General features: G+C 65.7%; 6 protein-coding genes. 4 read left to right on the forward strand and 2 right to left on the reverse strand.

Annotated elements, in window-relative coordinates; genetic code table 11:
- Positions 1 to 61 precede the first annotated feature (61 nt).
- The 4 genes from hutI to AAFN84_RS03985 all read left to right on the forward strand — a co-directional run bounded on the left by hutI (position 62) and on the right by AAFN84_RS03985 (position 5,815).
- Positions 62 to 1,261: an imidazolonepropionase gene (gene hutI, locus AAFN84_RS03970; protein WP_347513204.1), complete on the forward strand. Its 1,200-nt coding sequence runs from the start codon at positions 62 to 64 to the stop codon at positions 1,259 to 1,261.
- Entirely contained in the window at positions 1,258 to 2,796 is a 1,539-nt protein-coding gene (gene hutH, locus AAFN84_RS03975; RefSeq protein WP_347513205.1) for a histidine ammonia-lyase, read from the forward strand. Before hutI ends, hutH begins: the two co-directional genes overlap by 4 nt.
- 44 nt (positions 2,797 to 2,840) lie before the next feature.
- Complete coding sequence (gene hutU / locus AAFN84_RS03980) at positions 2,841 to 4,514, forward strand: urocanate hydratase (RefSeq protein WP_347513787.1); 1,674 nt, start codon at positions 2,841 to 2,843, stop codon at positions 4,512 to 4,514.
- A 74-nt stretch (positions 4,515 to 4,588) separates the two neighbouring features.
- Complete coding sequence (locus AAFN84_RS03985; RefSeq protein WP_347513206.1) at positions 4,589 to 5,815, forward strand: FAD-dependent oxidoreductase; 1,227 nt, start codon at positions 4,589 to 4,591, stop codon at positions 5,813 to 5,815.
- Positions 5,816 to 5,847: 32 nt separating this feature from the next.
- On the opposite strand, the gene pbpC is transcribed toward AAFN84_RS03985, so the two are convergent.
- Positions 5,848 to 7,908, reverse strand: a complete 2,061-nt coding sequence (gene pbpC, locus AAFN84_RS03990) for a penicillin-binding protein 1C (protein ID WP_347513207.1) — start codon at positions 7,906 to 7,908, stop codon at positions 5,848 to 5,850.
- Positions 7,905 to 13,364, reverse strand: coding sequence for an alpha-2-macroglobulin family protein (locus AAFN84_RS03995; protein ID WP_347513208.1), 5,460 nt, complete (start codon positions 13,362 to 13,364; stop codon positions 7,905 to 7,907). Before AAFN84_RS03995 ends, pbpC begins: the two co-directional genes overlap by 4 nt.
- Positions 13,365 to 13,431 lie beyond the last annotated feature (67 nt).

Below are 13,431 nucleotides of genomic sequence, written 5' to 3' on the forward strand. Positions count from 1 at the left end.
ATACATAATGTCGGCCGCAGGGAAAGGTCGATGTGCCCAACCCCGGACGCAGGAGGAGCCCATGAAGGTCTGGCGAAACGCAAGAGTGGCGACTCTCGCGCCGGATGCCTCAGGCCTGGGCCTCGTCGACGATGGAGCTGTGGTGGTCGAAAGTGGCCGCATCGTGTTTGCAGGTGCGCAGGCAGACATGCCCACGGGGCTTGAAGCGGCCGAGACGGTCGACTGTGAAGGACGGCTGATCACGCCGGGCCTCATCGACTGCCACACGCACCTCGTCCATGCGGGCAACCGCGCCAATGAATTCGAGATGCGGCTTGCCGGTTCTTCTTATGAGGAAGTCGCGCGTGCCGGCGGCGGGATCGTCTCGTCGGTGCGGGCGCTGCGCGCAGCGAGCGAGGACGAGCTCGTTGCGCAATCCTTGCCGCGGCTCGACGCGCTCATTGCCGAGGGCGTCACCACTATCGAGGTCAAGTCAGGCTACGGTCTCGACCTCGACAACGAGGTGAAGTCGCTGCGGGCGGCGCGGCGTCTTTCCAGCGAGCGATCGGTGACGGTCAGCACGACGTTTCTCGGGGCGCACGCGTTGCCGCCAGAGATGGATGGCGACAAGGACCGCTACATCGAAGCTGTGGTCCACGAGATGCTGCCTGCCATCGCCGAGGCCGGGCTTGCGGACGCTGCGGACGGTTTCTGCGAAGGCATCGCCTTCTCGCCGGAGCAGATTGCGCGCGTGTTTGATGCCGCGACGGCCCTGGGGTTGCCGGTCAAGCTGCACGCAGACCAGCTCTCCGATCTTGGCGGTGCGGGGCTTGCGGCACGCTACGGCGCGCTGTCGGCCGATCACCTGGAATACACGGGTGAAGCAAGTGCCAGGGCGATGGCCGATGCCGGCACAGTCGCGGTGCTGCTGCCCGGTGCGTTCTACTTCATTCGCGAAGAAAAGCGTCCGCCGGTCGATCTCTTCCGCAGGCACGGCGTGAAGATGGCGCTCGCGACCGACTGCAATCCAGGCACCTCGCCGCTGACGTCGCTGCTGCTCACCATGAACATGGGGGCGACCTTCTTCCGAATGACGGTCGATGAATGCCTCGCCGGGGTGACGCGGGAGGCAGCGCGCGCGCTGGGCCTTCTTGGCGAGACCGGAACGCTGGAAGCCGGCAAGTGGGCGGATCTCGCGATCTGGGATGTCGAGCGGCCCGCCGAACTCGTCTACCGGATCGGGTTCAACCCGCTTCATGCGCGGATATGGAGGGGGCAATGACACAGGTCACGATCGTGCCGGGTTCCGTCACCCTGGCGCAGTGGCGTTCGATATGGCTGGGCGCCGTCCCAAAGCTCGACGAGGAGTGCAGGAGCCAGATCGCCGCAAGCGCTGAAGCCGTGGCGCGCATCCTGAGCAAGGGCGAACCGGTCTACGGGATCAATACCGGCTTCGGCAAACTCGCCAGCGTGCGCATTCCGGCCGAGGATCTCGAAACACTTCAGCGCAACATCGTTCTCAGCCACGCCGCAGGCACGGGTGAGCCGATGCCGATCGCGGTCGCCCGGCTGATGATGGCGCTCAAGCTGGCGAGCCTCGCGCAGGGCGCTTCCGGGGTCAGGCAGGAAACGGTGGACCTGCTGGAGGCTATGCTTGCCAATGGTGTGATACCGGTCGTGCCGGCACAGGGCTCCGTTGGCGCATCGGGGGATCTCGCGCCGCTGTCGCACATGACGGCGGCAATGATCGGTGTTGGCGAAGTATTCCTCGATGGCAAGCGAATGCAGGCAGCGGAGGGACTGGCTGCTGCCGGTCTCGCGCCCGTCACGCTCGGCGCCAAGGAAGGGCTGGCGCTGCTCAACGGAACGCAATTCTCGACCGCCTACGCCTTGGCGGCGCTCTTCGAAGCCGAAAACCTGTTCCGCTCGGCGCTTGTCACCGGCGCGCTGTCCACGGATGCTGCCAAGGGTTCGGACGCGCCTTTCGATCCGCGCATCCATGCGCTGCGCCGCCATCGCGGTCAGATCGAGACGGCGGAAGCATTGCGACGCCTGATGGAAGGCAGCGCCATTCGTGAATCTCATCGCGTCGGAGACGAGCGTGTGCAGGACCCGTACTGCCTGCGCTGCCAGCCGCAGGTGATGGGCGCGGCGCTCGACGTGCTGCGCCAGGCGGCCGATACGCTGGGAACCGAAGCAAACGGCGTGACCGACAACCCGCTGATCTTCGCAGAGGACGACACCGCGCTTTCAGGCGGCAACTTTCACGCCGAGCCGGTCGCCTTCGCGGCCGACATGATTGCGCTTGCCGTCTGCGAGATCGGCTCGCTTGCCGAGCGGCGCATCGCGATGCTCGTCGACCCGGCCCTGTCCGGCATGCCGGCGTTTCTCACGCCGAAGCCGGGGCTTAATTCCGGTTTCATGATCCCGCAGGTGACCGCGGCAGCACTGGTGTCGGAAAACAAGCAGAAGGCCTATCCGGCAAGCGTGGATTCCATCCCCACCTCGGCCAACCAGGAGGACCACGTTTCGATGGCGGCGCACGGGGCGCGGCGGCTTCTTGGGATGATCGAGAACGCCACGGCCGTGGTCGGCATCGAGTTGCTGGCGGCAGCCCAGGGCTGCGACTTCCACGCACCACTTGCGTCGAGCGCGCCCATGGAGGCCGTCCGGATGCTGTTGCGTGCAACCGTGCCGCATCTCGACAATGACAGGTATTTTCATCCCGACATGGAGGCGGCCAACGCGCTCGTTCGCGCCGGCGCTGTCATCGCCGCTGCCGGGACGATCGAACTGCCGGGCGTCTCGGCACGCTAAGAGCATCTTCAGCCGCCTCAGTGCGCGCAGATATATCGGAGGCAATCATGACCCGTATCGACAATTCCCGCACGATCCGCGCCGCTACCGGCACCGAACTCACGGCCAAAAGCTGGCTGACCGAAGCGCCGCTGCGCATGCTGATGAATAATCTCGACCCGATGGTGGCTGAAAAGCCGGGCGAACTCGTCGTCTATGGCGGCATCGGGAGGGCGGCGCGTGACTGGGACAGCTTCGACAGGATCGTCTCCACCCTGCGCCGTCTGGAGGGCGACGAGACGCTGCTGGTCCAGTCGGGCAAGCCCGTCGGCGTGTTCCGCACTCATGCCGACGCGCCACGGGTCCTTATCGCCAACTCCAATCTGGTGCCGCATTGGGCCAACTGGGACCATTTCAACGCCCTCGATAAGAAGGGCCTGATGATGTACGGCCAGATGACTGCGGGCTCGTGGATCTATATCGGCTCACAGGGCATCGTGCAGGGCACATACGAGACCTTCGTCGAGATGGGCCGCCAGCATTTCGGCGGCGACCTTTCCGGTCGCTGGCTGCTGACGGCTGGACTGGGCGGCATGGGCGGGGCGCAGCCGCTGGCGGCGACGTTCGCGGGCGTCTCCTGCCTTGCGGTGGAATGCCAGGCCAGCCGCATCGAGATGCGCCTGAAGACCGGCTACCTCGACGTGCAGGCGGGCGATCTCGACGAGGCCTTGGCAATCATCGACAAGGCCTGCAAGGAGAAGAAGGCCATCTCGGTGGGGCTGCTCGGCAATGCGGCCGATGTCTTCCCCGAACTCGTACGGCGCGGCGTCAAGCCCGACATGGTCACCGACCAGACTTCGGCCCACGATCCCGTCAATGGCTACCTGCCGCAGGGGTGGACCGTCGCCGAGTGGGAAGACAAGCGCGAGCGCGATCCGAAAGCGGTCGAAAAGGCTGCCCGTGCGTCGATGGCGGTGCATGTGCGCGCCATGCTCGACTTCCACCATGCCGGCGTGCCGACCGTCGACTACGGCAACAACATTCGCCAGATGGCCAAGGAGGAGGGGGTCGAGAACGCATTCGACTTCCCCGGATTCGTGCCGGCATACATTCGTCCGCTCTTCTGCCGGGGCGTGGGGCCGTTCCGCTGGGCGGCGCTGTCGGGCGACCCGGAAGATATTGCGAAGACGGATGCCAAGGTGAAGGAGCTGCTGCCGGACAACGCCCACCTGCACAACTGGCTCGACATGGCGGGCAAGCGCATCAAGTTCCAGGGGCTTCCGGCGCGGATCTGCTGGGTCGGGCTCGGCGATCGCCATCGCCTTGGGCTCGCTTTCAACGAGATGGTCGCCAGCGGTGAACTCAAGGCACCGGTGGTGATCGGCCGCGATCATCTGGACTCGGGCTCCGTCGCCTCGCCCAACCGCGAGACCGAGGCGATGCGGGACGGTTCCGACGCCGTATCCGACTGGCCGCTGCTCAACGCGCTGCTGAACTGCGCGTCCGGCGCGACGTGGGTGTCGCTGCACCATGGCGGCGGCGTCGGCATGGGCTTTTCGCAGCATTCCGGCATGGTCATCGTCTGCGATGGCACACAGGAAGCGGCGCGTCGCCTTGAGCGGGTGCTCTGGAACGACCCGGCGACCGGGGTGATGCGCCACGCCGACGCCGGCTACGAGATCGCGATCGATTGCGCCAAGGAGCATCAGCTCGATCTGCCAGGCATCCTCGGCGGGTGACCCTGCTGCCATCGACAGGCCATATTGCTGCTGATAACACCCCGTGTCGCTAGTAGTTCGGGATGGAGGCGGGTGTGAGCGAAAGCACGATTTCGAAGGTGGTGATCGTCGGCAGCGGCCAGGCGGGTGTCGAATGTGCCGCGGCGCTGCGGCATAGCGGCTTTGCCGGCGCGGTGACGATCATCGGCGACGAGCCGGACCTTCCGTATCAGCGGCCGCCGCTGTCGAAGGAGTTTCTCAAGAGCCCGGCCGATTCGTCCCTGCCGCTCAAGGGCGAGGCGTTCTACGGCCAGAATGACATAGAGGTCCGGCTGGGGGGCTTCGTCAGGCGCATCGACCGTGAAGCGCGCGAGGTCGAACTCGCCTCTGGCGATAAGATCGCCTATGACCACCTCGTTCTCGCGACCGGCGCGCGCAACCGGTTTCCTCCAGTAGAAGGGCTCGATCCCTCGCTGGTGCTGGAACTGCGCACGCTCGCTCATGCGCGTGCGTTGACGGCCCGGCTGGAGGCGCTGAAACACGTTACCATCATCGGCGGCGGGTTCATCGGCCTTGAGGTCGCCGCGCTGCTGCGCCAGCGCGACATCGCCGTCGACGTGCTGGAGGCGGCCGACCGGCTGATGGGCCGTGTCCTGTCACCGATGATGAGCGAGGAATTCCGCAAGATTCACGAGGAGATCGGCACGCGCCTGCGGCTCGGAGCCGTCGCCACGCAGATCAGCGGAGGCACCGTGTCGCTCTCCGACGGCGAAACCATCGAGACCGACGCCGTGATCGTCGCGGCGGGCATCCTGCCGAATGTCGAGCTCGCTCAGGACGCGGGGCTCGCGATCGAAAACGGCATCGTCGTCGATGCCAATCTCGTCACGTCCGATCCGGCAATATCGGCAATCGGCGACTGCGCTGCCCACCCAAACCCCTGGGGCCTGGGCATGATCAGACTGGAATCGGTGCAGAACGCGGTTGACCAAGGCAAGTGCGTCGCCGCGCGGCTTACCGGCACGCCGGCCGCCTATGACGCGCTGCCGTGGTTCTGGTCGCATCAGGGCAAGGCCAAGCTGCAGATCGCCGGACTTGCCATGGGCATGGACGAGACAGTCATGCGCGGCGATCCGGCAGACGGAAAGTTCTCGGTCTTTGTCTATCGACAGGGGCGATTGATCGCGGTCGAAAGCCTCAACAGCCCGGCAGACCATATGGTCGCGCGCCGGATGCTTGCGGCAGGGCTGTCGATCCCCAGGGATGTGGCGTCGGATCCGGCCGTCGACCTGAAGACCCTCATCCCGCGCCCGGCTGCATAGGTTTGTGAGTCAATCCAACGCGTTGTTCGGATTCACTCCACAAACACGTTGACGCTTGCGGTGCGGCCTACCGAGTCCACGACCGTGAGCGTCGAGAAGCCGGCGCCATCCGGCTGCCAGCTTGCCGTGCGCCGGCGGGAAATGCCGTCGAACGGCCTGCCGTTTGCCAGCCAGCGAAACGGCGCCCGCCCGCCCTGCAACTTCAGCGCCACAACATCGCCACTGGCCGCAGCCAGCTCGACATGGGCGCCTTGCGGCGGAAATACGATTTGCGGCGCAGGCTCGGCGACACGCGCATCGTCGAACCCGGCACGTGCCGACTGGAACCGGCGCATGGTGACGGGCAGGTCGGCACGGGCCATCCTGAGCGCGCCCGCCGGTGCCTTGCGGAAGGCGGTGTGGCCGATGCCCGCCTTGGCGAAGGCTTCGAACAGGATGGGGGCAGCGGACGCATATCCGGACAGGCCGGGAACCGCGGCACCATCGGGTCTGCCGACCCACACGCCCAGCACATGCCTGCCGTTGAACCCGACCGACCACGCATCGCGATAGCCGTAGCTCGTGCCGGTCTTGTAGGCGATACCCTGGCTGGTCGCGCCTTGCGGCGGAAGCACGCCTGCGAGCATGTCCGACACCTGCCATGCGGCACGCCGGTCGAGCACGGTTGCGGTGCCGCGTTCGGAGGCGAGCATGTCGATGCGAACGGCTTTGCCGCCATTGGCCAGGCCGGAATAGAGTTGGACGAGGTCGTACAAGGTCAGTCCTGCCCCGCCGAGCGCGATCGCAAGGCCGGGTGCCTCGCCGCGCGGGAGAACGAGATTGACGCCGGCCTGCTTAAAGCGGGTTGCAAGACGCGCCGGGCCGACCGAGTCGAGCAGGTGCACCGCCGGCACATTGAGCGACATCTGCAGCGCCGTGCGCACGGAAACGTCGCCCTGATAGGCGAGGTCGAAATTGCGCGGCCGGTAGCCGGCAAAATTGGAGGGCCGATCCTCGATGATCGTCTCCTGCTCGATCAGACCCTGCTCGAAGGCCAGGCCATAGATGAAGGGCTTGAGCGTTGAACCGGGGGAGCGCACGGCGCGCGTCATGTCGACCCAGCCGGATCGGCGATCGTCGAAGAAACCCGCCGAGCCGACTTCCGCCAAAATGTCGCCATTGCGTGCGTCGGCGAGCACCATGGCCACAGACAGCCTCGGCCCCAGCTGGCGCGCGGCGTTTCGCGCCACGCGCTCAAGCCGCTCTTGCACGGGGCGGCTGATGGTCAACTGGTGGCGCACACTGCGCGTGTCCTGACGCAGCACCCGTTCGGCCGCGTGGGCGGCAAGAAACGGCAGGTCAAGTCGCGCCTGCGGAACGCGCGCTTCCTTGCCGCGCAAGGTTTCGCGCTCGTCGAGGATTTCCGCCGAGACCATGCGGTCGAGCACTCGGTCGCGGGCGGCCTCTGCCGCGGCGGGATGGCGATCGGGGCGACGGCGCTCGGGCAGTTGCGGCAGCGATACGAGAAGCGCGGCTTCGCCGAGCTCCAGGCGCCTGGGCTCCTTGCCGTACCACGCAAGTGACGCGGCGCGAATGCCTTCGAGATTCCCGCCATAGGGCGCCAAAGTCAGGTAGCGCTCCAGTATCTCGTCTTTGGAAAGCCGCTTTTCGATCTGCAATGCACGCGCCATCTGGCGCAGCTTCGCGGGTATCGAACGTTCCTCGCGCGGCTCGATCAGGCGTGCGAGCTGCATCGTGATGGTCGAGCCGCCGGAGACGATGCGCCCGTTTGTGACGAACTGCATGGCGGCACGGCCGACCGCCAGCAGGTCGATGCCATGATGCGAGCGGAAACGCCGATCCTCATAGGCGACAAGCATATCGATAAAGCGAGGGTCGACATCCTCCAGCGCGACGCGGAAGCGCCATGCGCCTTCGTGTGTCGCCAGCGCCCGCAGCAATGCTCCATCGCGGTCGACCACCTCGACAGACGTCTCGGGCAGATCGAGCGGCGGTGGGTAGGCGCGGTCCAGCGCGTCCAGTCCAGCCATCGCCGAGACACCGGCGACCGCCGTCAGCGTCAGGGCGAGCAACGGGCGCCGCCAGTGGCTCATCGCGCCGCGACCACCTCCATCATTCCTGCGGCCGTGCGGGCGTTGAACTGGGGCCGATACATGTCCTCGACCACGGCCGCCGGATGCGAGTAGATGCCGGGTGTAGCCGCACGCACCACATAGGCGACGAAGAACGAACCACCGCCATCACGGTCGAAAGCCGCCACGAAACGATCGTCGCGGAACTCGCTGTGAACGGCCGCAGCCTCGCCCAGCCACTCGAAATTGGCCAGCTCCGCGCTGCCGACGAGACGTGGGTTGTCGATCTCGAAACCAGCCGGCAACAGGTCGGTGACGGCCACCCGCGACTGCCAGTCATTCAGTTCCTCGACCCGAAGCACGACCACGAAGCGCTCGTTTTGTGCCGCCCCGGTAATGTTGGCTTCCTCGCCGTCGAGCGTGAAATAGGTGCGATCGATGGTGAAGCCTTCGCCACCGGCGGGCAGCGGCTGGGATGAGGCGGCAACCGTCGTGATGACCGCATCCACCGGATCGGTACCTCTATTGGCGACGAGCAGCGGTGCTGTCTCCAGTTCCTCCCCGCTCATGCGGCGGGCAAAGCTGCCCTCATGAGTGGCTCCGTCGACCTCAAGGGTGATCGCATCGCTGGCCTCGCTCAGGGCGCGTGCCGCCAGCACCATCCAGACCTCTTCCTGCGTCGAGGTGTGGGACTTGCCAGCCCGTTCATCCGCCACGAAACGCATCATCGCGGGGATCGCGCCGGGTTCAGGCCGGGTCTCTGCGGCGAGCGCCAGCATCGCGGCACCGTCGCGCAGGGAGGAGCCGTAGTCGGAGCGATAGAACCCGGTATCCGAGCCGGCCTGCGCCTGCCGGAAAGCCGAGGCAAAGGCGCGTTCGGCCCGCTGGCTGTCGCCATACAGGGAAAGTGCCGCTGCCAACTGGGCGCGTGCCATCGGGCTGGAAAACTCTTCGATCCTGGCGTCCGCGTAGTAGCGCAAATCTCCAACCGATGCCCTGCGATTGCGGGCCAGTACGTAAAGGGCATAGGCGATCTCGGTGCCGCGCTCTGCAACGTCGGTCGTGTAGGAAAGCTGGTTCTGCAGATTGTCGAGCGTGCTCGTCATTCCTTGCGCCGGAACGGAATAGCCCCCTTCGCGCGCCCGTGTCAGGAATTCGCCGACATAGGCATCGAGCCACATGTCGCCGTAGCCTGGTCCCCAGAGACCGAAGGTGCCGCTCGACGATTGCGCATTCATCACGCGGCCGATCGCGTCCTGTACGCGATCGCGCAGCCCGGGGTCGTCCTCCATGCCCGTGGCGCTCGACAGTTCGCTGACATAAAGCAGCGGCAACGCACGGCTGATTGTCTGCTCTGTGCAGCCATATGGATACCGGTCGAGCGTCATCAGTAGCGATGGCAAGTCGAAGGCGGAAACTGGCGAGATGCCGACGGACACCGAGGCGCCGTCGAGCAGGCTGGAGGCCAGCAGCTGCTCGTCGATCCGCAACGATCCACCCGGCGGGACGCTGACGACCTGACGGCTTGCCGTTGGCATCGCGGGTTGGCGGACTGGCAAATAGAGGGTGCGCTCGACGATAAGACCGTCTGGATGGGCAAGTGCGACGGTTATGGTTGCGTCGCCGGTGGAGAGTGCGGAGACCGGCAGCACGACCGTGGTGCGTTCGTCTTCTCCCAAGGACACTGCTTGCGGCGCGTTCCCGAAATCGAATGTCGCGGTGCCATCTGGAACAATCGACAGCGCGTAGTCTCCGGCAGGACCGTCGGTGTTGTGGATGTCGAGGCGGATTTCCGCTTGGTCGCCAGTCGCCATGAAACGCGGCTGCCCAGCCGTGACAACGACCGGATCGCGTATCACCACGTCGCTGCTTGCTTGACCGACGCCCGATTTGGACCATGCGACGGCCATAATGCGCGCGGTGCCGTTGAATTCCGGCACCGGAACGACGATCTCGGCATTGCCCTCGCCGTCGACGCGAACAGGTCCCGAGAAGTAGGCGAGCAGCTTTTCGGTGGGCGGGCTACCCTGGGCGGTGAGGCCACCGCCGTCGCCGCCGGTGCGCAGCCGGCCGAATGCTCCTGCCGAACCGTCGATCAGCCGACCGTAGATGTCGCGCATTTCGAGGCCCAGCCGGCGCTGGCCGAAATACCAGCCTTCCGGATCCGGCGCCTCGTAGCTGGTCAAGGTAAGGATGCCGACGTCGACGGCGGCAACCGAGACATATGCCTCTTCGCCCGGAGCCAGCCCGGCGAGGGTGACGGGGATGGACAGGTCCTCGCGTGGCGCGGCCTGTTCGGGCGTATCGAGGGATACCTCCAACTTGCGCTCGGCCGGATCGATCGACAGCCATTTGACGCCAATCGCGCGGGCGGGCATACGTCCTTCCTCGCTACTGCCGGAGCGGTAGAGCACCGCCGTCACGTAGGCACCTGCGCCCCAGTCGTCGGACACGGGGATTTCGATCTCCGCGCCGCCTTCCGGCACCGTGGCTTCGATGGTGTCGAGGAGGCGTTCGGAGCCGATCGCGACCATCAGTTCGCCAGCGAAGCGCGGCGAAACTCTGAGCCTCGCGGTCTCACCAGCTTCGTACTGCTCCTTGTCGAGCGCGATTTCGAGGCCGTCGGGCGTCTCGGTCGAGGCGGCCTCGACGAACCAGCCGGCATCGAACTCGAAGCTGGCGACAGGTCCTGTTGCGTCGCCGCTCTCCACGTCGACGCGATAGCGACCCCATTCGACGGGCGTGCGCAGCAATGCAGGCTCGTCGGCACCGATGTCGAAGGCGCCGCCGTCGACGCGGCGTTCGGTCTCGATCGCCTCGTAGTTCCAGGAATTATCGCTGCGGTACCACTGATAGTTCCGCTCGATCTTTGTGAGCGTCCAGTTCGCATCGCCAAGGGCAATACGGGTGCCGTCCGGTTCGACCGCAATCAAGCGGAAGGCCGCCGTTGAGTTCTCAGGCACCTCCGTACCTGCGAATTCCGGGCGGATACCGATGACGGGCTCCTGCGGTCGGATCGTCACCGAGCCGCGCCGCTCGACCGCCCGTCCGCCGGGCTCGCGCATGCGCACCACCACCTGGGCGTCCAGCAGCGCGGTGGTGTAGGGAAGGGTGTCTAGCGGCGCTTCGAATTCCGAATGACCGTCCTCGTTGGCCGGCTCAAGAGCGAGCGGCACGGAAACCGTGTCGATCTCCTCGTCGGCAAGTCCGAAACTGAAACCGGGAAACCGGTCCCATTCGCGCCGGGCGCCGATCGCGGCTTCGCCTTCGAGTGCTAGGCCCGCAGCGGGCGCGCCGTAGAGGTAGCGGCCGTCGACGGAGAGGCGGGCGACGTCGCCTGGCTCGACCTCGGGCGTTTCAACAGTGAGGTCAAATTCGATGCGGTCGGGGACGAACTCTTCGACGAGGAAGACCGATTGCGCGACGGGTGCCTGGTCAGGATCGGTGTGGATTCGCAGGTTCCACGAGCCAAGCATCGCCGTCTGCTGAAGTTCAAGCGGGACGTGATGGCCACCCATGGCGCGGCCATCGCTGACGATGCGGCGTTCTTCGACGCCGTCGGGGCGGGTGAAGATGAAAGTCAGCGGCAAGGCCTCGATTGCCTCCGCGCTGTCGTCGCGCACCAGGGCCGATGCATGGACCGTTTCGCCCGCACGATAGATGCCGCGTTCGGTCCAGGCGAAGATGTCGAGTGCCCCGGGTGCCGCGCGGCCGGTGACGCCACGATCCGACAGATCGAAGCCGGCTCGCGTCATGTCGAGAAAGACGAAATCGCCACCGCTTTTGGCTGCCGTCAGCACTGCGGGGGCCAGACCGGAGGTGCCGCGTATCAAACCAGGCGTGAAGACGGCGCGACCCTTCTCGTCCGTCGTCGCATTTCCAAGGACTTCGTTGTTGCGGGCCAAAAGCTGGAGTTCGACGCCGGACAGCGGCTTGGCGCTCGCCAGTGAACGCGCGAAGACCGTCAATCCATCTTCACCGGCATAGGTCGACAGGCCGATATCCGACACGACGAACCATTGCGTCGCCTTTGCAGCCCAGCTTTCGCTCAGGTCGCCCTTGGGTGTCGCGGTGAGGACATAGACCCCAGGCTCCCGTTCGGGCAGCGCCTCAGCGACCGGAAAACTGGTGGTCACATCCTCGTTGAGCGCGTCGTCGAGTTCGATCGTGCCCTCCCAGACCAACTCGCCGCTGCTTTCCGCAATCTCCCCGATTCCATAGGTGTCGAGCTGCCGCAGGAACTGGGAGCCGGTGAGCAGTCCGGCGAGCGAGCGGTCGCCGACGCGGTGGAGCTTGAGCTCCGCCGAGGGGGCGTTGACGCTGACCATGGGGATGGCATGACGCCCGGCGGCCGGGAGCACGAAGTTCTCGCCGGAAAATCGGAGGGAGGGCGCGCGGTCGCGCACGTAGATCGAGAGGGCCACGGGGTTTTCAAGCACTTCGCCGATCGCGGAAGGAAGCCCTTGCCGCACACCGATGCGGTAGTGCGCGCCATGTTCGAGGCCTTCGACGCAGATCTGGCGGGCGCTCACCTCAATCGCCTGCGGCTGGGCATCGTCCAGGGTGACGAAGGAAGAATAGTCGACGCCCGATTTCACGAGGTCTTCGGAGAACTGGATGCAGGCGCGCGGCGCCACTACGTCGGCATCGACGCTGTTGTCCACCACCCTGAAGCCACGGCGCGATTTCAGATCGGCATAGCGTTCGCGCACGCCGGCATCGTTGACCAGCAAGAGGCTTGCCTCATAGGCCCGGAGGGCGGGGCGGTAGAGTTCGCGCCGATCGAGACCGGCGGCAATCTCCGCAAGGCTTCGTGCACGCGCGTTGACCGTTCTGGACAGGTCGTATGCGTTGAGGGCAGCCGAGGTTCCGTTGCGGGCGAATTCGGTCTGCTCAGTGCTGTTTTGCGGCTCGATGGACAGGGTAGCGCGCGCCAATGATACCCACAGCTCCCGATCGTCGGGGTCAATGGCCAGGGCCGCGGCATAGGAAGCGGTGGCCGCGCGCGGATCACCCGCCTCCAAGGCGCTGCCCGCGCTTGACGACAGGTAGACGATGCCGATCTCCTCGTTTGGCTGCGCCTGCAGGATCGTCGTGCGATAGCGCCGCGCGTCCTCCTTCACGTGATCCGGCACGTAGGCGAGCGGCGGAGGGGCGCCCAGATCAGGCTCACCTGAAATGTCGACCACCCGGCCCGCCACTGCTCCCGTGAACGGCTTCAGCACGCTGAAATCGGATTTGAGGAAGCACCACTGGGCGCGGGTATTGTAGGTGAAGGCACGGCATTGCGTGTCGGCCAGGCAAACGGCGGTGCATTGATCGAGCGTGACGTCGCGCTCGGTGCGCAGGTCGAATCCGAAATAGTCGCCGTCGGGAGAGGTCTCTATGGAGCGCAAGCCATCCTGCGCCGAAGCGGCGGCTATGCCGGCGAGCACAAAGAAAATCACGGAGAAGTAGCGGGCTGCGCGCAACGACATCATGTCCTCCAGACGCTCGCAATGTCCCCTAAGGGAAGTTGAGCAACTTAGCACGCTTCTTGTCAAC

It is taken from the genome of Mesorhizobium sp. CAU 1741 (assembly GCF_039839275.1).
Lineage (GTDB): Bacteria > Pseudomonadota > Alphaproteobacteria > Rhizobiales > Rhizobiaceae > Aerobium.